Raw genomic sequence first — 25,783 nt, 5'->3', positions numbered from 1 at the left:
ACGCTTGCTTTCAAAAGCAAGCGTTGATTAACTAATTAGAAGCCGTTTCTATTATGAAGAATCGGCTTTTTTTATTGTACTTATTAATAATCAGAATATATAAACTTTTTGTCGAATTTAAGAAGGTTTTTATAAGGTGGGTTTTTAGTACCGGTTCAAAAGATTTGTATATATCATTCAGTAGATTGAAAAGAGAAATACATGTCTAAAGAACTAAGAAAACATCGTTTATTAAATTTATTACAAATGCAAGATTTGTCGAAATATAAATGTAATGTTTAAATGGTAGAAATATTATATCAGACTGATATAATAAGGCAGTACCAAAGAATGGATTGGTTGGTAAATATTCTTTTAAAATTATATCACTTATATATAGAGGCAAGATACGAAGTCTATCATGTAGAGACATTGAAAGGGGATCATTGCTTGAAGAAGTCAATAATTGCATTTAACATCGCTCTAGTGGTTGGAGCTAGTTCATTATTATCCGGAGGCTATGCTACTGCCGCTTCCTTATCTGAATTAGAGGGAAAAGAGAATCAGATTAAAAATGAAAAAGCAAAGGTAAATCAAGATATCATTAAAACAGATGAATCTATAAATCATGTAGTTGATAAACAAACTGATTTAACCAATCAGCTTCAAAAGTTAGAATCAGAGATTACTGAAACGAATTCCAAAATAAATGATAACAATACTAAAATTAGCAATACATTAAAGGATATCGAACAATTAAAAAAAGATATCATAGAACTTGAAAAGAAGATTGAAGCAAGAACAGAGTTATTAAAAGAACGTGCAAGATCCTATCAAGTTACAGGCGGAAAGATGAATTATCTGGAAGTAGTAGTGGGCTCAAGCGACTTTGGTGATTTTGTTGAACGGGTTAATGCGGTCAGTACAATCATGGAAGCTGATAATGAATTAATTGCAGAGCAAGAAAAAGATAAAAAAGAATTAGAGAATAAAAAGCAAGAAGTAGAAGATAAACTTCAAAGCTTGGAAACAATGAAAAAAGAACTAACTGATTTGAAGGTAAAACAAGAGAATCAGAAAAAAGAAAAAAATAATCTGATGAAAAAACTTAAAGAAGAAGAGAAACACTTGGAAGAACATAAATTAAGCATGGAAGAAGAATCTTCTATCTTAGCAGGCCAAGAAACTGCTTTGCAGAAAGCGATTGAACAGGAAAAAGAACGTCAAGCTGAAATCGTTAGAGAAAAGATAGCCGCTGCTGCTGCAGAGAAAAAACGCCAGGCTGAATTTGCCAAGCAAAAAGAAGAAGAAGCTAGAAAAGAAGCTCAAGAAGCTAAAAATGCTCAAGTAGAAAGTAAACAATCTTCTTCATCGAGTACACCAGCAACAAGTGCACCAGTAAAAAGTGCACCAGTTCAAAGATCTGCTGTAAAAGAATCCAGTGCACCTGCTCCTAGTAGCTCATCCGGTTTATTCATGAAGCCATCTGCAGGTTATTATACTTCCGGATATGGCCCAAGATGGGGAAAATCTCATGGAGGAGTTGATATTGCAACACCTGGTACTGTTCCAATCGTTGCTTCTGCAAGTGGTGTGGTCTCCAGATCTTACAAATCTTCCAGTTATGGAAATGTAGTATTTATTACACATTATATTGATGGAGTACAATACACAACTGTCTATGCACACATGAGAGATAACAGTGTGAAGGTAAGTGCAGGACAAACTGTGAGCAAAGGTCAACAAATTGGATTAATGGGAAGTACTGGACGTTCAACAGGCCAGCATTTACATTTTGAACTCCATAAGGGACCTTGGAATGCAAGTAAATCAAATGTTGTGAATCCTTCTGAATATCTATAAATTAAAGTACAGAGGCCTATCTAGGTCTCTGTTTTTTTTGGAATAACTGAAATTAAGTTTTGCTTTTTTAGAGAGACAAGAGCATGTGTTTAAATAAAATAAATCAAAATAATGTTTACCAAAGGATAACAATAGAGTATACTTTTATTGTTTAGAATATTTAGAATATTTTGTAAGCGTTTTAATTAAATTTAAGAGAGGGGATTAAGATGGAAGAAACGAAGATAGCCAGGGAGGAAGAGAAGAATCATAGAAATTACTCGGCCATTGTTCAAAGTCCTGAATTTCAACAATTGTTAAAAGAAAAGAAAAAATTCATCATACCTTTTACATTGTTTTTTCTAATTTTTTATTTTGCGCTTCCTATAATGACCTCTTACTCAACCGTGTTAAATCATTCATTTTATGGGCATATCACCTGGGCATGGGTATTTGCTTTTGCGCAATTTATTATGACGTGGGCATTATGTATGATTTATTCCAAAAAAGCAGCTCGGTTTGATCGATTAAGTGAAGAGGTGTTGAAAAGAGGGGGTAAACAATAAATGAACTATACGGCTTTTTATATGTTCCTAGGTATTGTACTTGTTACATTGTTTATTACGTATTGGGCTTCTAAAAAAACCAAAAATGCGAATGAATTTTACACAGCCGGAGGTGGTCTGACGGGTTGGCAGAATGGCATGGCCATTGCAGGAGATTATATGTCTGCAGCATCATTTTTAGGAATAGCCGGTGCAGTCGCTTTAACTGGGTTTGATGGCTTTTTTTACAGTATAGGTTTTTTGGTTGCCTATTTGGTTGTATTGTATCTAGTAGCCGAACCGTTAAGGAACCTTGGTAAGTATACGTTGGCAGATATGTTGGCGGCGAGGTTTGATGCGAAAAAAATACGGGGTGTTGCCGCTTTTAATACGATGTCCATTTCTATATTCTATATGATTGCTCAGCTGGTAGGGGCTGGTGCCTTAATTAAATTACTGCTAGGTTTGGAATATACAACGGCTGTTTTAATTGTTGGAGCTCTAATGACCATATACGTAATTTTTGGAGGCATGCATGCCACGAGCTGGGTCCAAATAGTAAAAGCTGTTTTGCTGATGGCGGGAACATTTATTATTTCAGTGATCGTTTTTGCAAAATTTAATTTTAATATTGCTAATATGTTTGAACAGATGAGTACAGCTACTCCTTTAAAAGAAACATTTCTTAATCCAGGAGTAAAGTATACCGATGGGCTGGATACATTATCTCTAACAATGGGGCTTGTTCTTGGAACAGCTGGTTTACCGCATATTCTCGTACGATTCTTTACAGTAAAGGATGCTAAAACAGCAAGAAGCTCAGTTGTATATGCCACTTGGATTATTGGGATTTTCTATGTCATGACCATTTTTCTTGGATTTGGAGCAGCTGCCTTTGTTGGTAGTACTGACATAGTAAATGCAAATGCAGCAGGGAATATGGCAGCACCATTACTGGCGAAAGCACTTGGTGGAGATATTTTATTCGCTTTTATTTCAGCAGTTGCATTTGCAACGATATTGGCAGTTGTTGCCGGCCTCGTATTGACAGGGGCATCCGCTTTTGCTCATGATTTTTATAATGAAATATGGAAGAAAGGGAAAGCAACAGAAAAAGACCAGGTGAAAATGGCAAGATATGCTTCTGTTGGTGTCTCTGTGTTATCTATTCTTTTAGCTTTAGTCGCACAAAATTTAAATGTCGCCTTTCTTGTGTCATTAGCCTTTGCCGTGGCTGCCAGTGCGAATCTACCTGTCATTATTTATACAATTTACTGGAAGAGATTTAATACAACTGGAGCAATCAGTGCGATGGTAGTAGGGTTGATCACCTCCGTTGGACTTGTCTTAATCAGTCCCAATGTGTTCAGTCCAGAAGCTGGAAAAGCCATATTAGTTGGTGAACCTTTATTTCCCTTGACAACACCAGGTTTAGTATCCATTCCGCTCGGTTTCCTCGCTGGGTATGTTGGTACTTTATTATCTCGTAAGAAAGAGGAAGAAGCGAAATATGATGAAATTTTGGTTAAATCCAATACGGGTTTAGATACTACCCAATAATGGTATGACCATTAAAAGTGTTTGAACTCCTGATATAACGACAATAGACAGTAATAAACAAAATCAGTGTAAGTAAGCACTGATTTTGTTTTATCTCATCATTTATTTTTTCTATATTTCCCAAGAAATATTTAAAATTTAATCAGCTTTAAAGAGATATTTCACCTCTAACATGACTTGATTTAACTTAATTCATGTGTATTTTTAATTATTACATTAAAAAATATGTCCCTGTTCGCCAGTAGTGGCTAAGGAACATATTTTTTTAAGCTGTTTTTTCTTTTTCTTCGCTTTTGATAAATTTAAGGACGATAAAAAATAAAATTAATGATAGGGCACCAAAGCTATAAAAAAGATAGGCTTCGTTGTGCTTCATAAAATAAGACATGAGTGGAGGACCAGCTGCCACTCCAAAAAAGCGTGCTGAGCTATAAAAGGATGTAATCGTACCTCTTTGTTTCTTATCTATGTTTTCAGTAATGATTGCATCTAATGATGGTAAAATGGTGCCGAGTCCAGCACCGAATAATGATAATATCCCAATAAGTAAGTATATGTTATCAAAGTAAGATGCGAATGTGATGGTTAATGCACTAATAATAATTGAAACCAAGATGAGCATTTTCATCAATTTTATATTGTCCTTTATTTTCTTTCCTGTAATAAATGAAGCTAAACATAAGAAAAATAAGGGGATAGCGAGTACAAATCCCTTTTTAATATTATGAATGTCATATTTGGATTCAAGGGTCGAAGATAAATAAAATTGAATGGCAAATAGAACTAACATAACGAATGCACCCGTGAGAAATATACTGTATAACCATTTTCCTTCCTTCTTAAAAATTTTCTTTGTACCCTGTAAAAATTCTTTTAGAGTGGGAGGCTCATCTTTTCGCTTCGGAACTTTTATGCAAAAAAGAATCATAAAAAAGGTTATCAAGCTAAGAAATGATATAGCAAAGAAAGGAAGAAACCATAGAGAAATGGCTAATGCAGCTCCTAGTATGGGGCTTAAAACTTTTCCAAAGGTATTGGATGTTTCCACAATTCCGAGAACAGAGCTTGCTTTATCATCGTCTTTAAAAAGATCGCCAACTAAGGGTAATATGATTGGAAAAGCACCAGATGATCCTATTCCTTGAATGATACGTCCTATTATAATGACCATAAATGGGTTTTCCATTTTCCAAGAGGCAAAGCCTGATACTAGCCCACCGATAAAAGCTAAAACTAAACTAGGCAGTAAGATCATTTTCCTCCCAAAACGGTCGGATAAATAGCCTGCAATCGGTATTAAAATTATGGAGGCAACGGAATAGCTTGTAATAATCAAACTGGATTGGAAAGAGGAGATTCCAACTCTCTTTTCTAAAATAGGTAGAACAGGGATAAGCATTGAATTACCTAATGTCATTATTAGTGGCACTGCTGCTATACTGGCCAAACACCAAAAACTAATTTTATTGGTATCCGTTTGTGAACTCATTTAATAATTCCCTCATCTCTCTAAGCAGTTCTGTGCAATTACTTTGCCACACAAGATGAGAAATTATGTACAAATGCATGAGCTAATGTGATGTGAAAATATGACAAGTATCGTGGGATATTAAATATAAAAGCACTGTGAATATAGCTCACAGTGCTTCATTTTGTTAATCATCTGATGATAGGATCCCGATAAATCTCAGGATAAATAGGAACAGGTTAATAAAATCAAGATATAAATTGAGTGCAGCTAAGGGGAGTTCATCTTCAGCTACTCCGTACTGTTTCATACGGTTTACATCATATAGTACATACCCGCTGAAAACGAGTATCCCTATAAATGAATAGACAAGCATAGCGGTAGAGGATAAGGGTGAAAAAATATTAAATATACCAATAACAAGGATGGCGAGCAATGCGGCTAACAAAAATCCGCTTAAAAATGTTAAATCCCGCTTTGTTGTTGCGGCATATAGGGAGAGTCCGCCAAATACAACTACTGTAGCAGCCAAGCTCATGATGATGGGCTGTGGTCCTATTGTTACCAAATAGTTTGCGATTACAGGATATAAGGTGATGCCTGATATAAAAGTAAACGCATATAAGAAACTATATGAGAGAAGTTTCCTCCGCCTCACAAAAAATGCTGCAAGCAACATGCCGAATTCAATGATCATCAGTGGTAAGAACAAGGATGGAGGGACAAAATTACCGGCTATAAATCCAAATAAGGAAATGGCTAAAGATATAGCGAATGTTCTTATAACGGCAGGAATATGGTATTTATTACTTTCAGTATACGAATTCATCCAATTACCTCTCTTTTTTTGTAGTACTATTATTTACGTTATACTTTATCAAAGGTTTCATCTGATATAAATATATCTACTAGAGACAAATCGAAACGGATTGTATATAATTAAATATAAGAACAAACGTTCTGTTTATGTGGTGAGTTAACATCTTTGTAAGTGTTTGGTAGTGTGAAAATTTGACTGCCGGGCATTCCACTTTATGCTATTCTATGGTTAGAAGAACTGGGAAAGGGGGAGAACTTTTGAATTTTTCATTTATACATGCTGCAGATATTCATTTGGACAGTCCTTTAAAAGGATTATCAAGATATGAGGGAGCACCTGTCGAAAGATTGCGCAGTGCCACCAGAGATGCATTTAAAAATTTAATAGATTTAGCGATTGAAAAAGAGGTCCATTTCATAATCATTGCAGGGGATTTGTATGATGGGGATTGGAAGGATTACAATACAGGTCTCTTTTTTGCTAATGAAATGGCTAGGTTAAAAAAATATAATATCACTGTTTATATGATAAAAGGGAATCATGACGCAGCAAGTATCATAACTAAAGAAATAAAACTGCCTGATAATGTATATGTGTTTGATGATAAAAAATGCAATAGTATTTTTATTGACGAGCTGGGTGTCGCCCTTCATGGACAGAGTTTTTCTACCCGGGCAGTTAAAGATAACCTTGCCAAAAACTATCCTCCGAAAGAGAGTGGATATTTTAATATAGGGATCCTGCATACTTCAGCTGTCGGTCGGGAAGGTCATGAGAACTATGCTCCATGTTCCATAGAGGATATGAAGGGAAAAGAATATGACTATTGGGCTCTAGGGCATATCCATAAACGGGAATTTTTATGTGAAAGAAACCCAGTCATTCTTTTTCCAGGAAATATTCAAAGCCGACACAGTAAAGAGACAGGTCCAAAAGGATGTTCCTTAATTAAAGTTAGCGATGGTCGCATACAGGAATTAAATCATATATCACTGGATGTATTACGCTGGGAGATCATTGAGATAGATGCTGCACGTCTAACTGATTACGATCAATTTCTTCAAAAAATTGAAGAGGAACTGGAAAAACACTTAGATCATGCAGATGGTAGAATGCTCGCAGCCAGAGTAGCCGTTAGTGGCAATACTTCTATATATCAGGAGCTTTTGAAAAATAAAGAAAGAGTATTAAATGATATTAGGTCCGCTGCTTTCGCTGTTGGGCATGGGCAAATATGGATAGAGAAAATAAAGAATAAAACGGCCCCACCGGTAGAGTCCAAACATTTCTCTGGTGAAAACAATCCAGCGAATTCCATTTTTAATTGGCTTGAGACCAGTGATCTGGATGAATTGCTCGAAGATGTGAGAAAAGAGTTTTCGGCGATTACCAACGTATTGCCGACCGATTTAAAAAGAGGAGAGAATATGGTTGTACCTGATTCAGTTTCCATGCTGGAAGAAAAGCTGGAGGAAGTTAAACAACTGGTGAGCCTTGAGCTACAAATGGAAGGGGGTAAATAAGGCATGCGTTTTGAAGAGTTAAATCTGACTGCGTTTGGTCATTTTACTGATTATCCGGTTACCTTTCAACCAAATCAATCTTTACACGTCCTGTATGGAAATAATGAAGCTGGAAAGAGTACTATGCTGCGTTCCATTACTCAACTCTTGTATGGCATTCCGCATAATTCTAAGGATTCATTTATACATCCCAATTCAAATTTACGTATAAAGGCCCGCCTATCCAATTCATCAGGTAACTCTTTGTCCTTCGTACGAAGAAAAGGAAAGTCAAAGACCATTCTTAGTGAAAACGGAGAAGCGTTACCAGACAATGTTTTATCACCGTATATAAATGTGTTGTCAGAGGAAACATTTCGAAATATGTTTGCACTCAATCATGAAACTCTGCGGGAAGGCGGAGAAGCCTTGCTAGAGTCAAATGGTAGCGTCGGAGAAAGTTTGTTTGCTGCGGCCTCTGGGATTAATGCAGTAAAGAAAATTATGCAAGAATTTGATTCGGCAAGTAAGGAATTATATAAATCAGGTGGTTCAAAACCAAGGATTAATGAATTATTAAAGAAAGAAAAAGAATTAGCTCGCCGACTTAATGATTCGCAAATGCTTGCCAGACAATGGAAGCAGCTGGAAGATGATTATCATCATGGTAAGAAACAGCTGGATGAATTAAGGGAGCAGTACCTCCAGGTAGACGCAACTCTAAAAAAATTATCCAAGCTAAACCAAGCTGCTCCGATTCTTATTGAAAGAGACACATTAATCGAGCAACAAAAGAGCTTCACTGAAATTCCGGATTTACCCAACGATTTTAATTTACAAAGAGAAAATGTATTAAATGAATTAAAACATTCTGATGAAAATGCTAAAATATCCCATACAGAAATAATGGCGCTCGAAGAAAAGTTAGCCAAACTGGATATCGATGAAAAACTTTTAACATGTGAGTCTATGATTCAATCTCTTTTCAGCCAAGTTGGTGCATACGAGAAAGAAAATAAAGACTTACATGTAAATGAGGCAAAGGCTGAGCAGGCGCTTAATCGGATGAACGATATTCTCCTTAAGCTGGGCTATCGTAGTGTAGATAGTGTCAATATTGAGGATTTTAGAATTGCCATTTCTCGCAAAGAAAAGATCCGTATGCTTTATAAGCAATATGGGATCTTACATGAAACGATAAAAGAAATTAATAAACGACATGAAGGTTTAAGGGAAACTGTTGCATTAATGCGTGCGAAATGGGAAGGTTTTGGAGAGGTAAAGGATATTGCCAAGCTTAAACTTGTACTTGACCACGCCCAAATAGAAGGAAATATTGAAAAAACTATTGATGTTCTATCACAGGAAATAAAGGATCTTAAAGACAAAACAATGGAAGAGCTCAACTATTTACCACTATGGGAGGGTTCGATAGAGGAGTTTGATTCCTTTTATGTTTCCATTTTAGAAGAAACCATTAATCAGTACATCGAGCAACTTGAAAGATTTAATGAAGATAAAACTAATTTGGAACGTGGTATTAAAGTTGAGAAAACGATTATTCTGGAAGCAGAAAAATCAATTGCTGAATTAGAAGCCTTGTCTGTTATTCCTACAGAAGATGATTTACAGAAAAGTCGTCAGATTCGCGACCGTGGTTGGAGCTTAATTAAAAATAAACTTAAAGGTGAAGCCATTGATCGTGAATTAATTGAGGATTACTGCAGCCAGCTTGAGGTAGAAGATAAATTCGAGCATGATTTGAAAACAACGGATGAGCTTTCAGATATTATGTGGAAAGAATCTGCAAAAGTGGGCATGAAGAATAAGTCGTTGCAGGATATGAAGAGATCAGAAACCAAGATTGCTACTGCAGAGACAAAACTTGAGTGCCTCAAAGATGAGATGAGTCAGTTTTTCCAGAAATGGAATGAGCTTTGGGAACCGTTCGGTATTGAGCCATTATCGCCAACTGAAATGAAAGAATGGGTAAGAAAATACACAGTTATTAAACAGAATCAAGGCGAATATAAAAAGAAACAGAAACTTTGGGATGAGCTGACAGAAAAACGATTAGCCATCAAAAGTCGCCTATACCTTGCCCTCTCTGAAGTAACCGATGATCTAGATGCTCAATGGACTCTTACTGACTTAATCAGAGAAGCAAATAGAGTAATCCATTTAGCAACAGAGCGTATCAATGAGAGAAATTCGTTGGAAAAAGAGTGGAAGAGCAAGGCTGCTGATCTTAAACAAATCGACCAAGAGGTTGAGAGTAAGCAAAGTGAGTTAGTCAATTGGCAAGAGGCATGGAAGGAAGCTACTAGCCCCTTGCAAGTTGAAAGACAGGCTTCAATTGATTACACATTGGAAATGCTTGATAAGTACAATGAATTGACAGCTACGTATGATGAATGGACTGATATTAATAGCAAAGCAAAAGCTGGCATGTTATTTGTCCGTGAATATTTAGACCATATCAGAATTGTAGCTGACACTTTACAGTTACCCGAACCTATAAATATCCAATCGTTTGTCTATGATTTAACCAATCAGTTGCAGGAGCAGAAAAAGTGTAAACAAAATCAACTCGAATGGAATGCGCAATTGGATAAACGAAAAAAAGAATATCGATTAGCGAAGGATAAGAAGGAGATGGCGCTTAATCATCTTGATGAATTGTTACAGACAGCTCGTGTAAAGACTATCGAGGAAATGCAAATTATTGAAGATAAATATCGACAAAAGCAAAAGCTATCTGGAGAATTGATTAATCTGGAGAAGGTGTTACTTGAGATTGGCAATGGCTTATCGATTCAAGAAATGAAAGATGAAATAGATAAGCTTGATTTAGATTTTTTGGAAAGTCAAATGGCAGAATTGAAGACAGAGCTTGCCGATTTGGAAGAGAAAAGAACGGAGCAAAACCAAATCTTTGGTGTTTGCAGAAAAGAATATGAAGAAAAGATTAAGGGAAATTCATACGCAGCTGTTCAGGCCGCTGAAGAAAGAGAAAGTATTTTGGCTGAGCTGGCGGAATTGACCGATCAATATGTCCAAAAAAAACTAGCTACCTTTGTATTACAGAAGGGTATAGAATATTTCCGTTCTGAAAATCAAAATCCGATCTTAACAAAAGCATCAAAGCTTTTTGCGAAATTAACCTTGAACTCCTTTGAAGGGTTGACCGTTGATTATAATGATAAAGATGAAGAAGTGCTAATGGGTCTCAGAAATAATGAGAAAATTGGAATTGAAGCGATGAGTGATGGGACAAAAGATCAATTATATTTATCTTTAAGGGTTGCGAGTATTGAAAAATATTGTGAAGAAAATGAACCTATTCCATTTATCATCGATGACATTTTAGTTCACTTTGATAATGACCGATCAAAGGTCACTTTATCAATCTTAAAGGATTTATCGAAAAAGACCCAGGTAATCTTTTTTACTCATCATTATCATTTAGTTCACTTGTTGGAGCAAACACTCGATGGAGAGGATTATCAAATGATACACATCCATAAAGAGGCAGTCCTGAATTAAATAAAGAAGACCAATTCATAAAGTGTGAATTGGTCTTCTTTCTGTTGGTTTCATTTGAGTATGAATTATTTTGTATTTTTCTGTTTCTCTGTGATTTCAGTGATTTTATTCATGTTATCCTGTAATTGAAGCTTTGTACTTGATTTACTTAAGAATTGATATAACATTCCTACGAAAATCGCTCCACCGACAATATTTCCTAAAGTAACGGGAATTAAATTGTAAATCGCATTTCCGATTGTAATGGTATCAGGGTGCGGTGATACTAAAGCAATAGAGAATAAAGATAAGTTCGCAATGCTATGTTCAAAGCCTGATGAGAAGAATAAAAATACGACTGCGATCATCATTCCCATTTTAGCTCCGTCACCTTTTACTTGGCTAGGCAAGTAACAAGCTAAACAAACAAGCCAGTTACAAAGGATCCCTTTAAAGAATAAAGCTGTAACAGATCCATGCATTTTATAGGATACAATTTCATGCATTAAATGCTCGTTTGGAATATGGCTGAATATGCCCGTAAGATAAAATAAAACGGCAAAGAAAATGGCTCCAACAGCATTCCCAAGATAGCAAGCGCCCCAGTTTCTGCCTAAATCTCTCAGTGTAACTGCATTACGCATATAAGCAACTGTGAAATAAGCGGTATTACCCGTAAATAATTCTGCACCGCCATAAATAATTAATATTAATGCGATACCAAAGAAAAGGGCAGGGAAAAGGTAAGCGAAAGGTGAATCGGCTACTCTGAAATATTCTCCTGTTCTGAAGCAGGTAATGATGACAAACCCTACAAATATTCCTGCCATCATTGCTCTCAAGAAATAATGAAGAGGGAAATGGTCTAACAATTTTTTCTTTTTATTGGCAAGGGCAACTAAATACTGTAATCCTTGTTCTTCCATGATGTTAAATCCTCCTGTGCTGAAAAAATGTCCATTTAATAAACTACTATGACTTCTTTAATTAATCAATAAGTTTGTGAAATTATTCACTTTTCTGATAGGCTTATCTATTCAAATAAGGTAAAACATGCTTAATCGTGTGATTATCTTCCATGTAATACGGGTATAGGAAGTATAAGGATGGTGATTATTTTGAAAAATAAACTCTTTAAAAGAATCATTGCAGCAGCTGCGCCACTTTTGATTAGTTATATTACAAAAAAAATAACGAAGAGAAAAAAATAGCGTAAGGGACGGGCATGATTGCTCGTTTTTTTTTTTTTGTAAACTTACTTTGCCCCAATGATTAATAAAATACTTGTATGAACACGAATTGACTGTGATTCACTATATATGAGAAAATATGACTGTTTGATTAAAACTTATGGTTCGCCTATTCACATATTATTTTTTTACATGGTATATTTGATAAGATGTATTTAAGGACTCTAATAATATAAGGAATCACCATACTAGCGTATTTTGGGGATCAAGCAGCTATTCAAATTGTTTAGCAGGCTTTTAAAGTATTGTTGGAAATTGTCAGGAAATGAATAGTAGAAAGTTTCACTATATATAAAAGGATGGCTCACATGACTAATTTAAAAGAACAGATTGAATCAAGAAGGACCTTCGCAATTATTTCTCACCCGGATGCAGGTAAGACAACATTAACAGAAAAATTGCTGTTATTTGGAGGCGCAATCCGTGATGCGGGTACTGTAAAAGGACGAAAAACCGGCAAATTTGCGACAAGTGACTGGATGGAAATTGAGAAACAACGTGGGATTTCTGTAACCTCCAGTGTTATGCAGTTTGATTATAATGGGACACGTGTTAATATCCTTGACACACCTGGACACCAAGATTTCAGTGAAGATACGTATCGTACGTTAATGGCAGTGGATAGTGCGGTTATGATTATTGACGCAGCCAAAGGGATAGAAGCACAGACACTGAAATTATTTAAAGTTTGCCGTATGAGAGGTATTCCAATCTTTACATTTATTAATAAAATGGACCGACAAGGTAAATTACCGCTTGAGTTATTGGCGGAACTGGAAGAAGTACTTGGAATAGAGTCCTATCCAATGAATTGGCCAATTGGGATGGGTAAGGACTTCCTCGGTATATATGACCGTTATTATAACCGTATTGAGATGTTTAAAGCCGAGGATGACGAACATTATTTAAAATTAAATGAAGAAGGCGAAGTGGCTGGAGATCATTCAATTGTTGAATCTCCTTTATATGAGCAAACATTGGAAGAAGTTCTTTTATTAAATGAGGCAGGTAATGAATTTTCACGTGAAAAAGTAAAAAATGGTGAATTAATTCCTGTATTTTTTGGAAGTGCCCTGACAAACTTTGGTGTACAAACGTTTTTGGATACGTATTTAGAGTTTGCACCAAAGCCACAGCCAAGACCTTCCACCATGGGTCCAGTTGAACCGATTCAGGATACTTTTTCCGGATTCATATTTAAAATTCAGGCGAATATGAATCCTATGCACCGCGACCGGATTGCATTTTTACGCATATGTTCCGGGAAGTTTGAACGAGGAATGACTGTTCAATTAAGCCGAACTGGCAAGCCGATGAAACTTAATAATTCTACACAATTTCTTGCTGAGGAAAGAAATAATATTGCTGAAGCAGTAGCCGGAGATATTATAGGATTATATGACACAGGAACCTATCAGATTGGTGATACACTAACTTCGGGGAAAGAAGCGTTCTCATTCGAACGATTGCCACAATTTACACCTGAGATGTTTGTACGTGTAAGTGCCAAAAATGTGTTGAAGCAAAAGCATTTTCATAAAGGAATCCACCAGTTGGTGCAGGAAGGTGCCATTCAATTATTTAAAACGGTTGGGATTGAATCCTATATTCTTGGAGCAGTCGGACAGTTGCAATTTGAAGTATTTGAGCACCGTATGAAAAACGAATACAACACAGAAGTCATCATGGAAAGAATGGGTGACAAGATTGCGCGTTGGACAACAAATGAAAAAATCGATGAAAAGCTTTCAAGCTCAAGAAGTATTCTAGTCCGTGACCGCTATGATCAATATGCTTTCTTATTTGAAAATGACTTTGCTTTACGTTGGTTCCAAGAGAAAAACCCTTCTATCGAACTATATAATCCAATGGATCAGCATGAACGTTAATTAAGTTTAAGCAGGATTTTAACCCAGTAAGGGAAGAAATCCTGCTTTTTACTGTTCTATAACAATTAAATGTTGACATATTTTTCTAAATATTCTTAAAATAAGGAAAAGAGGATGATAGGAGAGTAAAGAATGAAACATGTCTATTTTTTTACCGGTTTTCCAGGTTTTATTTCAAATCAATTAATAAGAGAATTAAAAAAACAGGATCAGTTATTTGATAAATTGATTGCTGTTGTACTGCCATCTGAGTGGCATAAGGCTGTAAATGAAAGATTGAAAATTTTAAACGATCTTCATCTAGATGAAAAACAGTTTATTCTCATGGAAGGGGACATCACAAAACCAAATTTAAACATAAGTAAAAAAGAAAACGGTTTCAAAAAAGAAGATATTACTCATTTCTTTCACTTGGCTGCCATTTATGATTTAGCCGTCCCAAAAAATTTAGCTTATTCGGTTAATGTAGAGGGAACACGCAATGTAAATGAATATGTATTATCCCTTCCTAACTTAAAAAGATATACTTATTTCAGTACAGCCTATGTGGCTGGAAGGCGTGAAGGAAAATTATATGAGCATGAACTTATCAGGCCAGACCAATTCAAAAATTATTATGAAGAAACCAAATATGAAGCGGAAGTTCTAGTTCGGAAAATCATGCATCAAGTACCTGTTACAGTTATAAGACCAGGTATCGTGAAAGGAAACACATTGACTGGAGAAACCATTAAGTTTGATGGCCCATATTTTATATTAAATTTCTTGGACAGAATCAAGTTCCTTCCAATTATCCCCAACATAACAAATTCGACCTGTGTTATAAATTTGGTTCCTGTTGACTATATCATAAAGGCAACAGCCTATCTGACGTTGAGCCCTAAAGGTGCTGGGAAAACTTATCATTTAACGGACCCAAAACCTTATACGGTTACAGATATTTATAAGATGTTTATGAAAGAGTATAATGATAAGCAACCAATAGGTTATATTCCATTTGGAATGACCAAAATGGCTTTATCAATCAAACCCTTAAGAAAATTTTTGGGTGTGGAAGTAGAATCTCTCGACTATTTTACATGGAAAGGAGATTTTGACTGTACCCAGGCACAGGCTGATCTTGCTGAAGGGGGCATTAAATGTCCTGATTTTAAAGAGGGCGTGACACCAATGGTAGAATATTATAGAGCCAATAAGAATAATCGGGCATTTCATATAGAGATTACATAATTGAGGAGGAACAAATATGGAAGCCTTAAAAGAAAAAGTAAATGTATATGCACCTGCAACTGGGGAAGTAATTATGCAGTATGAAGAGACACCGGCAAGTTCTGCTGGTGAAATGATGAATAAAGCAAAAAATGCATTTGTTCCCTGGTCACAAGTAAACGTTGAAGAACGTCTACTCTATCTTAAGCAATTGAGATTGACTATTGTTGATAGGCTTGATGAGATAGCTGAACTTATTTCTAAGGATACTGGAAAAGTGAAAACGGATGCTTTAGTGGCTGATATTATGCCAACCCTGGATGCCATTAAGCACATTGAGAAACATGCCAAAAAGTCATTGAAATCTCAAAAAGTGAGTACGCCATTTTTGTTGATTGGTCACAAATCGAGTATTCACTACATGCCAAGAGGAGTTGTATTGGTTATATCTCCATGGAATTATCCGTTCCTTTTAGCGATGGTCCCTATTGTATCGGCACTTGCGGGCGGAAACACAGTTATTTTAAAACCATCTGAAGTTACTCCAGCAGTGGGTAAAATGATAGAAGGCCTATTTGAGGAGGCAGGGTTCCCAAAGGATGTCTTTCAGGTAGCGCATGGTGGTAAAGAACTTGGTTCTAGTCTGACTAAACAGAAACCAGATTATATATTTTTTACCGGTTCTGTTGCAACGGGGAGAATTATTCAGGAAATAGCAGCACGCGATCTCATTCCTACCACTCTTGAATTGGGCGGAAAGGATCCGATGATTGTGTTTAATGATGCTGATTTGAAGCGCGCAGCCCAAGCAGCTGTTTGGGGAGCTTTTACGAACAGCGGCCAAGTTTGCATGAGTGTAGAAAGGTTAATTATTGAGCGTGAAGCACTTGAACCTTTTTTACAGGAACTGTTACCCATTGTTAATCAATTAAAGCAAGGGAATGGCAAAGATTCAGATATTGGTTCTATGACCTCTATTCAGCAAATATCTATTGTAAGAGAGCATGTTGAAGATGCACTTGAAAAAGGGGCAACAATTCTAACAGGAGAACCGCCAGCGGAATGGGATGAAAATTCTATGTATATTAAACCCATCGTATTAACAAACGTCACAGAAGATATGCTGGTTATGCAGGAAGAAACCTTTGGGCCTATTCTGCCTATTTTAACTGTCGATACGGAAGAAGATGCCATACGTGCAGCTAATAATTCCAATTACGGTTTAAATGCCAGTGTTTGGACTACGAATAAGGAAAAAGGAAGAAACACTGCCAAAAGGCTAATGTCAGGTGCTGTCCTAATTAATGATGTATTAATAACAGTTGCCAATAATAATCTGCCTTTTGGAGGTGTTAAAGATAGTGGAATAGGAAGGTATCATGGAGATGAAGGCCTTCGTATATTTTGTCATGAAAAAGCGGTGATGGAAGATTTGGGATTCAAAAAATCAGAAATTCAGTGGTACCCTTATAAAGGGAAATATCAGCATTTCCATTCACTCTTAACTGCCTATTTTGGTAAACAGTCATCAATGATTACTGTGCTCAAAGAATATTTAAAACTTATTAAACTATCAAAATGAATTCGATTTTATAAGTTATTGCTTGCACTTCTAAATGGGAGCCAATATAATAAGGTATACAAACTTCATACAAACCTTTCAAAGGGGAGTAGCGTTAGGGAAACCTAAAACAAAGTCGTCATTACGTGGTTTTTTACCATCGGCTTTGTTGGCATCTAAACAATGTCTAGCAAGACCTTTGTCAAAAAGATACTTTTTTGGCATTGGTCTTTTTTGTTGGGTTGGAAAATTTAAGGAGGTAATTGGACTTATGGATTGGGCTATATTTATGGAGTATGCCTGGGTATTATTGGTGTTAGTTGGACTTGAAGGAATTTTGGCAGCCGATAATGCAGTCGTTATGGCTGTTATGGTTAAGCATCTTCCGAAGGAACAACAGAAAAAAGCATTATTTTATGGATTGATTGGAGCTTTCTTCTTTAGGATTGGTTCCTTATTCCTGATTTCCTTACTTGTTGATATGTGGCAAATACAGGCGATTGGAGCCGTATATCTGCTATATATTATGATTAATTATTTAGTAAAACACTACCTAATAAAATCCGAAGGAGAAAATGTTAAGGAAAGAAAGCAATCCGGTTTTTGGATGACTGTTCTGAAAGTCGAGGTAGCAGACCTGGCGTTTGCGGTTGACTCTATGCTTGCAGCTGTTGCTCTGGCTGTTACTTTACCGGAAGTTGGTTCTTTCCAAATTGGAGGCATTAATGGGGGACAATTCATCGTCATGTTCCTTGGAGGATTCATTGGTTTGGTCATTATGAGGTTTGCAGCAACACAGTTTGTTGTATTGCTGAACAAACGTCCATCCCTTGAGACAGCAGCTTTTCTTATTGTCGGCTGGGTTGGAGTGAAGCTTGCAGTCATGACTTTTGCACATCCAGGCGTTGCAATCATTGATCATCATTTCCCAGAGTCAACAACATGGAAACTCATCTTCTGGGGTGTACTAGTAGCAATTGTTGTCATTGGATTCCTTGTCTCAGGTAAAGATGTTAAAGCCAATAACCAAATTGATCAGGAAATGTAATTTAATAGTTGTATGATTACCGGAATACATGGTTTCTGCCAAGTATTCCGGTTTTTTAGTTCTGCGGGAAACCGGATAGGAGAGAACAGCAAAAAAGAAAAATACTGTAGACAAGGTCTCCCAAGGTACTTTGCTTACAGTCTAAAATGTCCGGTTTTGACCGGACATTTTTATGCCATTTATTTAGTTTTTCCGCCTAGTTGCGCTTGTGCATGTTTAACAAGCTGTTTTGTTATTTCTCCACCTACTGAACCATTTGCACGGGAAACCGTATCTGAACCTAATGTAACGCCGAATTCGGCAGCTATTTCATATTTATATTGATCAAGCATTTGTTGTACACCTGGTACCAATAATTTATTACTGTTGGACATTTCATTCACCTCACATTGCTATTACTGTGGACGTTATGATTCGTCCACATTTTTAATATGGATGAAAGCTATAATCTAATGCAGTTTATTGTATGGATGAATAGGCATGGTTTCCCTTTTAAGTAAGGAAGAAATTCTGCATGAAACTGATAATTGAAACGGATACTAACAGAAAAGGAAAGGAGTGTCTAAAATGAAACGCAAGGCTGAAATGAATGCAGTTAATAAACTGAGTAAAACACCTAAAAAAAATCTGGAGGATACAGAGTTTTCCGCAGAATTTACACATGGTGAGAATCCTATGAAGGGGGCAAACCGTAATTCCAAACGTGGTAAACAAGGCAAATAAAAAAATAGAGACTCGACATCAGTCGAGCTCTATTCATTTTATAAATACATCAGAATGTACATAAAAAAGCTTTGAACCGCCAAGTTTAGGATTGAAGTATGCAATCAACAAGGTCTGAGCCGTTATGATTTCGCCTGTTTCTAAATAATGCATCATATCAATGGAAAGTTCATCAATCAGTACATGCTTATAGAGTTCTTTTTCATTTAATTTCAGTTCTTTAAATTCTTCTCCAACCAAGTGAGGATTAGACAAAACAGCCTGATAAATAGGAGATTTCTCTGTCTTAGTCATAGAATATTCCCACCATGGTTTACGTGGTTTAAAGGTAAGTGGTGATAAATAATCCACTTTTAATAGTGATTTAAGTGTATCGAGATTCTGAGGATACGTAACGCTGATAAATTCAACCAGGCGTTTAAATAAATCCTCCGGCTGATGCCCGATACGGGACCAATTTTTTTTGTCCCAATAGCTTCCGAATTCTTGGAAGAAATCAAAGGGAGAGCTATAAACAGTGCTAACTATATACTCCATTCCCAGATCCATTCGGTGATCATTCCAATATTTCTCCAGTACATCCTCAACCTGCTTGATTTTTATGATATCGGAAAACGGCATTACATTATTGCTGACAATTTCATATGGGGCTTGATCCATATATTGATAATCCCATTGTTTAGCCTGAGTTCTCAAACCTGTACCTCGAAGCATTTTTAAAAAGCCTAATTGTAGTTCTTCTGGCCGCATTTCAAACACATCATCAAATGTTTTTCGGAAGGAGTTATAATTCTCTTCAGGTAGGCCCGCAATTAAATCTAGATGCTGATCTACTTTCCCGCCGTCTTTAATCATGGTGACTGTGCGTTTTAATTTGTCGAAGTTTTGTTTTCGTTTTACTAATTCATTCGTATAATCATTTGTTGATTGGACTCCGATCTCAAAGCGGAATAAGCCGGGAGGAGCTTCTTTGTTTAAGTATTCAATTACTTCAGGCTTCATAATATCCGCTGTAATTTCAAATTGAAAAACACAACCTGGTTCATGTTCTTTAATGAGAAATTCAAATATATCGAGAGCATAGCTACGGCTGATATTAAAAGTACGGTCCATAAATTTAATCGTTCTTGCACCATTTTTCATCAGAAATCGAATGTCTTCTTTAATATCCTCTCTGTTAAAGAAACGAACGCCGGTTTCAATGGATGAGAGGCAGAACTGACAGTTAAAAGGGCAACCACGGCTTGTTTCAATATACGTAATCCGCTTCGATAAGTTAGGGATGTCCTCTTCAAATCTAAATGGTGATGGAATAGACTTTAAATCTACCTTTGGAGCAGCAGGTGTCAGGATAGGTTTTTCACCTTCAAGAAACGCTATTCCCTGAACACTGTGAAAGTCTTTATTGCCATCTATTTCAGCTATAAGATTTTTAAATGTGGCTTCTCCTTCACCTATTACAATAAAATCAGCTCCAGGTATGTCTTTAAGCCAGAAGAATGGATCGTATGTCACCTCTGGACCGCCAAGCACAATGTAGATATCCGGATTAATTTTTTTGAGTATCGTAATGACTTTTTTTATTTCTTCCATATTCCAAATATAACAACTAAAGCCAATGACATCTGGCTTTTGGTTATACAAGTCCGTAACGATGTTCATAACCGGATCTTTAATGGTGTATTCAATGATTTCTACATTATACTCCGGTGCTGCATAAGCTTTTAAATAACGAAGGGCTAAATTGGTATGAATATATTTGGCATTTAAAGTAGTTCCAATAATTCTCATGTATTTGTCATACTTCCTTTCACCGTTTGCTAACAATTCATATTATCATATATGTGAATGGCTTTACAGTAATGGTGTTATTTTACATAAGATTTAAGGCTGGTACTATTTATTCATGAGAGATAACAGAAGGAATAATAGGGCTATGATAAAAGGACGCTGAAATAATAAAGAAAAAGTCCTTCGGAATATTTCTTATTCTGAAGGACTGCGATTCATGGATTTAGATAAATCAAATTTTTGTTTATAAAAATGTAAATAGCCTTTTAATTTATACAGCATTATTTTTGTATGACGGGTATTAAACTCAATCATGGGCTGTGTAATTGATCTGACTAGAGTACTTGACAGAATAATTGTAATGATCAACGACATTGCTGCCAATAAAATATAACTTTCTACCGTCGTAAAGTACTCATTAAAACTTGTAAATCTGAAAGTACGTACAAAAAAGCCATGCAATAAATATACATATAGGGTTTGCTTGCCCCAACTTGTAAAAAAATAACTTCCCTTAGGCACAAGAACCATAAAGCTCATAATCATAAAAAAATTAATGGTGAAAAATCCAAGTCGTTTAAACATAGACAAGTACGATACAGTTTCAATCTCAGAATAAGGCTTTGAACCGAGTAGCCATTGGGAGTCTAACTCTGGAAAAAAGGTGAACCAAATAAAAATTATACCAAAGGATGCCAATGCGAAAACTTTATTTTTTACAGTCGTTATTTTTTGAAAATGTTCTTTTTGTAAATGATAGCCTATCAGGAAATACGGGAAAAAGACAAATGTCCGCGATAAACTGAGATAAGTAGAGATTGTATCAAAATATCCGATCAGTAAAGAAATTCCGATTGCTAATCCAATACCTACTAAAGGTTTAAATTTTGTAAAAGCGAAAAGCATTAAATTCCAAAAGAATAGACTTAATAGAAACCACAGGGACCAGTTAGGTTCCAATGCTTCGAACCTAAGAGTTGATTTATCGAATAAATAATAATAATAAAGCGTATAGAGAACTTGGAAAAGTAAATAGGGAAGAATTAATTTCGTGCTCAGTTTCTTTATATAGCCTTTTTTCTTAAAGCCTTTTGCAAAAAAGCCTGATAGCAATATAAAAGCAGGCATATGAAAGGTGTAAATTGTATTATATAGAGCATAGATTGTTTCATTTTCATTAATATACGTTCGTAAAATATGACCAAAGACAACAAAGAACATTAATATGAATTTTGCATTGTCAAAATAGCTTTCTCTCTGCCTCATAGCTGCCTCCTAAATTTCCTGGCAAATTCTTTCTATTATTCCCCTTCTTAAAGGTAATAAACAAGTCAGATGGAAAATTAGTATAACCATCCAATTAAACCATGATTATCAATGTGATAATCATCTATTTCCGTACTATAATCTAAATGGTAGATTGGGATGTATCTGTAATACAAAAATATAGATAGCTGTTGTATATAGTTTAAATGGAAAACAGCTAACAGATTCAATATAAAAATAATACCAACTAGAACTGTATTTATTAACTTTCAATATATTTGTAATAAATATCTATAGGTAAACCGCAAATTTTATCGTAAGGAAATAGGGAGGAAAGATAAATGACCGTTCTTCCAAAAAAGAATCAACAAGGTTTTTATGAGATTCGCCTGGAGTCAATCGGAGGACTTGGGGCGAATCTGGCTGGGAAGATGCTTGCTGAATCAGGTGTACTTGGGCATGGATTTAATGGGTCCAACTTCTCTTCTTATGGTTCTGAAAAAAAAGGATCCCCAGTGAAGAGTTTTGTGCGTTTCTGTGATGCGGGCACTGAAATACGTGATCACAGTCCGATTGAAGAACCGCATGTTATCGGAGTTTTTCATGAAGCATTGTATAAAATGGTCGATGTTGTGAGCGGCCTACGTCCGGATGGAATTGTGCTCGTTAATTCGACGAGGATGTTCGATCAAATAAGAAAGGATTTAAATCTCCAATATGGGACATTAGCTATAGTCGATGCCCTTGGTATAGCAGTTGAAGAAAAGACCAAGGTAAACACGGCTATGCTTGGAGCCTTATTCCGTATATGTGATTTCCTTAATCCGGAATCGATGAAAGAAGTTATTAGAAAAACATTTGAAAAGAAATATCCGCATTTAGTTGAGCCGAATATTCGTACATTTGAACGGGGTTATCATGAAGTAAGTTTTAAGCACTATGAAGCACCTAAAGATGCAGAAGGTAAAAGTTATAAACGAGAATTACCGGCATTGGGATATGAAACCCAAGTCATTGGTGGCACGATTATCGCTCAGGGAAATAGCATACTAAAAGATTTATCCGGATCTAGACAAGGGTTTTTGCCTGAATGGGATGTTGAAAAATGTATACATTGTTCTGCCTGTGATACAGCATGCCCGGATTTTTGTTTTGTCTGGGAAGAGGGAGAAGATAAGCGCGGGCGTAAGCAAATGTTTTTAACAGGAATTGATTATCAATACTGTAAAGGCTGCTTAAAATGTATAGAAGCGTGTCCAACTAGCGCTCTCCAGGAAATGCGAGAAATTATAGGGTTTGCTGAGAAAAATACTGTAAAACAAACGTTATCAACTGAAGCAGGGGAGATGAAATAATGGCGATATCAGAAATGGAACTGTCTGAATTGGTAAAGGATAAAATGGCCGAACAAGTGACTACCTTTGAATCAGGTAATGAAATGGCAGCAATGGCGGCAGCCCAAATTAATTATCATGTCATGGGATACTTCCCCATTACCCCCTCAACTGAAATTGCTCAGTATTTAGATATTATGAGATCAAGAGGTGAACACGATATCCAGTTGATTGCAGCTGATGGAGAACATGGTTCAGCAGGAATTTGTTATGGTGCTGCTGTTACAGGAGCCAGGGTGTTTAATGCAACAAGTGCAAATGGTCTCATGTATATGCTCGAACAGTTGCCGGTTCAATCAGGTACCCGTTTTCCAATGGTGATGAACCTTGTGACAAGGTCGATCAGTGGTCCACTTGATATTCGGGGAGATCATTCTGATTTATACTTTGCTTTAAATACAGGTTGGATCATTTTAACTGCCCGAACGCCACAAGCTGTTTACGATATGAATATCATGGCTTTAAAAATTTCAGAGCATGCGGATGTTCGTTTACCGGTTATGGTTGCTTATGATGGATTCTTTACCTCTCATCAAAAGAGAAAAGTGAACTATTTTAGTGACAGAGCTGTTGTTCAGAAATTTGTAGGCGAAACGCCAACTAATTTTCCGCATGTTGATATTCATAATCCCGTAACGATTGGTGCCCATATGAACGGGGATGACTTAATGAATAATCACTACCAGCAGTCGGAAGCCATGTATAAGGCAGGGGAGATCTATAAGCAGGTGGCTCGTGAATATGCAGAACTATCAGGACGTCAATATGAAACTCTGGATCTTTATGAGATGGAAGATGCGGAAGTAGCTTTATTCCTGTTGAATTCAGCAGCTGAAACAGCCAAGGATGTTGTCGATGATTTAAGAAAACAAGGCATTAAAGCTGGTGTAATCAGCCCTAATATCATCCGTCCGTTCCCGGCTGAAGAAATCAGACAGGCTCTTAAGAATGTGAAAGTGCTATTAGTTGGAGAGCGAGCAGATTCCTATGGTGCGAATGGTCCTAATTTGACTCATGAAGTGAAATCGGCCTTACAGGAAGATCGAGATAACCAAACAATTGTGTTAAGCCGTGTGTTTGGTTTGGGAGGAAAAGACTTTTATCCTGAAGATGCAAATGCATTTTTTGAAATGACGCTGCAAGCATTAAATAACGGCTCCATTGAAAAAACATTTGATTATTATGGGGTCAATCCGGGAATTCCTGAAGTCGCGCCAGAGCCTGCAGTAGAGTCACATAGTGGTGATGAATATAAAACAGGGCTAATTCAGGTTACCCCAGATGAGGAGAGCGGAAAATTAAAGGTTCGTATTCCTCCTTTACGCTCATTGATGAGCAAGCCGAAGCGTTTGGCTTCAGGTCATGGAGCATGTCCGGGTTGTGGAATCTTCCCTGCATTGGAATTGTTCTTTAAAGGAATTGAAGGGGATATCGTGGTCCTGTTTCAAACAGGTTGTGCCTATGTAGTGACAACAGCTTATCCTTACAGTTCTCATAAACAGACGATGATACACAATCTTTTCCAAAATGGACCAGCGACGTTATCCGGAACTCTCGAAGCATTTTTAGAGAAAAAACGCCGGGGTGAAATTTCCATCAGTGATGACGCGACTTTTATCATGATTACCGGAGATGGTGGAATGGATATTGGAATGGGTTCCGCTATTGGGACAGCTTTACGTAATCATAAACTAATTATGCTTGAGTACGATAATGAGGGCTATATGAATACTGGTTCGCAAATGTCCTATTCTACACCAATGGGCCATATGACAAGTACAACAGGGGTAGGGAGAGCGCAAAAAGGAAAAGCGTTCCACCATAAAGACACAGCTCAAATAATGGCTGCGACTGGTATTCCCTATGTTTTTACAGGATCAGAAGCCTTCCCGCAGGATTTAATTAAAAAAGCGGCTAAAGCGCAATGGTATGCACAAAATATAGGGACTGTATACGGTAAAATTTTAATCACCTGTCCATTGAATTGGAAAGCAGAAGAACGCTATGGAACAAAAATTATGGAAGCAGCTGTGAATTCATGTTTCTTCCCGCTGTATGAAGTTGAAAATGGAGAGACAACCATAACGTATAACCCGGAAGCAAGGAAAAAGCGGATTGAACTATCCGAATGGTTAACGTATATGGGGAAAACTAAGCATTTGCTAAAAGAAGAGAATGCTTGGATGCTAGAGGAATTTGAACAAGAAGTGAATAGAAGATGGAATCGATTGCTTGCCAAGCATGAGAATCCTACTCTTTAACTGTTTCGTCTTTCAAACCCCCGAAAGAGATTCATTTATCGAATCTCTTTCGGGGGTTTTTCTTTTTAAGGCACATTGTATTGATGGGGGTACTTAGTCTGGTTCTGTTTAATTAAAAAAAGGTTTTTCCATAATTTTGTAGAATAAGTA

Annotated in this window: 18 protein-coding genes and 1 riboswitch; of the genes, 12 read left to right on the top strand and 6 right to left on the bottom strand. The window is 36.5% G+C overall.

Annotated elements, in window-relative coordinates:
• Nucleotides 1-429: 429 nt before the first annotated feature.
• The 3 genes from AC4G3K_RS08045 to AC4G3K_RS08035 all read left to right on the top strand — a co-directional run bounded on the left by AC4G3K_RS08045 (nucleotide 430) and on the right by AC4G3K_RS08035 (nucleotide 3,926).
• Nucleotides 430-1,842 (top strand): murein hydrolase activator EnvC family protein, encoded by a 1,413-nt coding sequence (locus tag AC4G3K_RS08045; protein ID WP_491132975.1) that lies wholly within the window; start codon nucleotides 430-432, stop codon nucleotides 1,840-1,842.
• A 209-nt stretch (nucleotides 1,843-2,051) separates the two neighbouring features.
• Nucleotides 2,052-2,387 carry a DUF485 domain-containing protein gene (locus AC4G3K_RS08040; protein WP_491132974.1) on the top strand — a complete coding sequence of 112 codons (336 nt, stop codon included), beginning with the start codon at nucleotides 2,052-2,054 and terminating at the stop codon, nucleotides 2,385-2,387.
• Nucleotides 2,388-3,926, top strand: coding sequence for a solute symporter family protein (locus AC4G3K_RS08035; RefSeq protein ID WP_491132973.1), 1,539 nt, complete (start codon nucleotides 2,388-2,390; stop codon nucleotides 3,924-3,926).
• Between the two features lie 265 nt (nucleotides 3,927-4,191).
• Here AC4G3K_RS08035 and AC4G3K_RS08030 read toward each other — a convergent pair whose 3' ends face one another.
• Nucleotides 4,192-5,415 carry an MFS transporter gene (locus tag AC4G3K_RS08030; protein WP_491132972.1) on the bottom strand — a complete coding sequence of 408 codons (1,224 nt, stop codon included), beginning with the start codon at nucleotides 5,413-5,415 and terminating at the stop codon, nucleotides 4,192-4,194.
• Nucleotides 5,416-5,581: 166 nt separating this feature from the next.
• The gene (locus AC4G3K_RS08025; RefSeq protein ID WP_491132971.1) at nucleotides 5,582-6,223 is read right to left on the bottom strand and encodes a Bax inhibitor-1/YccA family protein; all 642 of its coding nucleotides are present in this window, start codon (nucleotides 6,221-6,223) and stop codon (nucleotides 5,582-5,584) included.
• A gap of 248 nt (nucleotides 6,224-6,471) precedes the next feature.
• Here AC4G3K_RS08025 and AC4G3K_RS08020 point away from each other — a divergent pair, with 248 nt between their 5' ends.
• Together AC4G3K_RS08020 and AC4G3K_RS08015 are read left to right on the top strand one after the other, a co-directional pair.
• Nucleotides 6,472-7,737: a metallophosphoesterase family protein gene (locus tag AC4G3K_RS08020; RefSeq protein ID WP_491132970.1), complete on the top strand. Its 1,266-nt coding sequence runs from the start codon at nucleotides 6,472-6,474 to the stop codon at nucleotides 7,735-7,737.
• 3 nt (nucleotides 7,738-7,740) lie between these two features.
• Nucleotides 7,741-11,262 (top strand): AAA family ATPase, encoded by a 3,522-nt coding sequence (locus AC4G3K_RS08015; protein WP_491132969.1) that lies wholly within the window; start codon nucleotides 7,741-7,743, stop codon nucleotides 11,260-11,262.
• Between the two features lie 65 nt (nucleotides 11,263-11,327).
• Here AC4G3K_RS08015 and AC4G3K_RS08010 read toward each other — a convergent pair whose 3' ends face one another.
• Nucleotides 11,328-12,167, bottom strand: coding sequence for a formate/nitrite transporter family protein (locus AC4G3K_RS08010; RefSeq protein ID WP_491076703.1), 840 nt, complete (start codon nucleotides 12,165-12,167; stop codon nucleotides 11,328-11,330).
• 632 nt (nucleotides 12,168-12,799) lie between these two features.
• Here AC4G3K_RS08010 and AC4G3K_RS08005 point away from each other — a divergent pair.
• The 4 genes from AC4G3K_RS08005 to AC4G3K_RS07990 all read left to right on the top strand — a co-directional run bounded on the left by AC4G3K_RS08005 (nucleotide 12,800) and on the right by AC4G3K_RS07990 (nucleotide 18,198).
• The gene (locus AC4G3K_RS08005; protein ID WP_491076704.1) at nucleotides 12,800-14,380 is read left to right on the top strand and encodes a peptide chain release factor 3; all 1,581 of its coding nucleotides are present in this window, start codon (nucleotides 12,800-12,802) and stop codon (nucleotides 14,378-14,380) included.
• A gap of 132 nt (nucleotides 14,381-14,512) precedes the next feature.
• Entirely contained in the window at nucleotides 14,513-15,610 is a 1,098-nt protein-coding gene (locus AC4G3K_RS08000) for an SDR family oxidoreductase (protein ID WP_491132968.1), read from the top strand.
• A gap of 16 nt (nucleotides 15,611-15,626) precedes the next feature.
• Complete coding sequence (locus AC4G3K_RS07995; RefSeq protein WP_491076706.1) at nucleotides 15,627-17,171, top strand: aldehyde dehydrogenase family protein; 1,545 nt, start codon at nucleotides 15,627-15,629, stop codon at nucleotides 17,169-17,171.
• 71 nt (nucleotides 17,172-17,242) lie between these two features.
• Nucleotides 17,243-17,452: riboswitch (yybP-ykoY riboswitch) on the top strand.
• The gene (locus AC4G3K_RS07990; RefSeq protein ID WP_491076707.1) at nucleotides 17,422-18,198 is read left to right on the top strand and encodes a TerC family protein; all 777 of its coding nucleotides are present in this window, start codon (nucleotides 17,422-17,424) and stop codon (nucleotides 18,196-18,198) included. Its footprint overlaps the riboswitch before it by 31 nt.
• 179 nt (nucleotides 18,199-18,377) lie before the next feature.
• Here the strand turns inward: AC4G3K_RS07990 and AC4G3K_RS07985 are convergent, their stop codons facing one another.
• Nucleotides 18,378-18,572: an alpha/beta-type small acid-soluble spore protein gene (locus tag AC4G3K_RS07985; protein ID WP_491076708.1), complete on the bottom strand. Its 195-nt coding sequence runs from the start codon at nucleotides 18,570-18,572 to the stop codon at nucleotides 18,378-18,380.
• A 193-nt stretch (nucleotides 18,573-18,765) separates the two neighbouring features.
• On the opposite strand from AC4G3K_RS07985, the gene ykzP reads away from it, so the two are divergent.
• Nucleotides 18,766-18,921, top strand: coding sequence for a protein YkzP (gene ykzP, locus AC4G3K_RS07980; protein WP_491076709.1), 156 nt, complete (start codon nucleotides 18,766-18,768; stop codon nucleotides 18,919-18,921).
• A gap of 33 nt (nucleotides 18,922-18,954) precedes the next feature.
• Here the strand turns inward: ykzP and AC4G3K_RS07975 are convergent, their stop codons facing one another.
• Complete coding sequence (locus AC4G3K_RS07975; RefSeq protein ID WP_491132966.1) at nucleotides 18,955-20,712, bottom strand: B12-binding domain-containing radical SAM protein; 1,758 nt, start codon at nucleotides 20,710-20,712, stop codon at nucleotides 18,955-18,957.
• Nucleotides 20,713-20,907: 195 nt separating this feature from the next.
• The gene (locus AC4G3K_RS07970; RefSeq protein WP_491132965.1) at nucleotides 20,908-21,978 is read right to left on the bottom strand and encodes an acyltransferase family protein; all 1,071 of its coding nucleotides are present in this window, start codon (nucleotides 21,976-21,978) and stop codon (nucleotides 20,908-20,910) included.
• A gap of 341 nt (nucleotides 21,979-22,319) precedes the next feature.
• Between AC4G3K_RS07970 and AC4G3K_RS07965 the strand changes: the two genes are divergently transcribed.
• Together AC4G3K_RS07965 and AC4G3K_RS07960 are read left to right on the top strand one after the other, a co-directional pair.
• Entirely contained in the window at nucleotides 22,320-23,333 is a 1,014-nt protein-coding gene (locus AC4G3K_RS07965; protein WP_491076712.1) for a 2-oxoacid:acceptor oxidoreductase family protein, read from the top strand.
• The gene (locus tag AC4G3K_RS07960; protein ID WP_491132964.1) at nucleotides 23,333-25,633 is read left to right on the top strand and encodes a thiamine pyrophosphate-dependent enzyme; all 2,301 of its coding nucleotides are present in this window, start codon (nucleotides 23,333-23,335) and stop codon (nucleotides 25,631-25,633) included. The genes AC4G3K_RS07965 and AC4G3K_RS07960 overlap by 1 nt, the downstream gene beginning before the upstream one ends.
• Nucleotides 25,634-25,783: the final 150 nt, after the last annotated feature.

It is taken from the genome of Bacillus sp. z26, from assembly GCF_058313635.1.
This window is presented reverse-complemented; position numbering and strand designations above follow the sequence as displayed.

Coding starts and splice junctions, on each gene's coding strand:
- AC4G3K_RS08040 (WP_491132974.1), top strand. CDS start 2,052: ATGGAAGAAACGAAGATAGCCAGGGAGGAAGAGAAGAATCATAGAAAT.
- AC4G3K_RS08035 (WP_491132973.1), top strand. CDS start 2,388: ATGAACTATACGGCTTTTTATATGTTCCTAGGTATTGTACTTGTTACA.
- AC4G3K_RS08030 (WP_491132972.1), bottom strand. CDS start 5,415: ATGAGTTCACAAACGGATACCAATAAAATTAGTTTTTGGTGTTTGGCC.
- AC4G3K_RS08025 (WP_491132971.1), bottom strand. CDS start 6,223: ATGAATTCGTATACTGAAAGTAATAAATACCATATTCCTGCCGTTATA.
- AC4G3K_RS08015 (WP_491132969.1), top strand. CDS start 7,741: ATGCGTTTTGAAGAGTTAAATCTGACTGCGTTTGGTCATTTTACTGAT.
- AC4G3K_RS08010 (WP_491076703.1), bottom strand. CDS start 12,167: ATGGAAGAACAAGGATTACAGTATTTAGTTGCCCTTGCCAATAAAAAG.
- AC4G3K_RS08005 (WP_491076704.1), top strand. CDS start 12,800: ATGACTAATTTAAAAGAACAGATTGAATCAAGAAGGACCTTCGCAATT.
- AC4G3K_RS08000 (WP_491132968.1), top strand. CDS start 14,513: ATGAAACATGTCTATTTTTTTACCGGTTTTCCAGGTTTTATTTCAAAT.
- AC4G3K_RS07995 (WP_491076706.1), top strand. CDS start 15,627: ATGGAAGCCTTAAAAGAAAAAGTAAATGTATATGCACCTGCAACTGGG.
- AC4G3K_RS07990 (WP_491076707.1), top strand. CDS start 17,422: ATGGATTGGGCTATATTTATGGAGTATGCCTGGGTATTATTGGTGTTA.
- AC4G3K_RS07985 (WP_491076708.1), bottom strand. CDS start 18,572: ATGTCCAACAGTAATAAATTATTGGTACCAGGTGTACAACAAATGCTT.
- ykzP (WP_491076709.1), top strand. CDS start 18,766: ATGAAACGCAAGGCTGAAATGAATGCAGTTAATAAACTGAGTAAAACA.
- AC4G3K_RS07975 (WP_491132966.1), bottom strand. CDS start 20,712: ATGAGAATTATTGGAACTACTTTAAATGCCAAATATATTCATACCAAT.
- AC4G3K_RS07970 (WP_491132965.1), bottom strand. CDS start 21,978: ATGAGGCAGAGAGAAAGCTATTTTGACAATGCAAAATTCATATTAATG.
- AC4G3K_RS07965 (WP_491076712.1), top strand. CDS start 22,320: ATGACCGTTCTTCCAAAAAAGAATCAACAAGGTTTTTATGAGATTCGC.
- AC4G3K_RS07960 (WP_491132964.1), top strand. CDS start 23,333: ATGGCGATATCAGAAATGGAACTGTCTGAATTGGTAAAGGATAAAATG.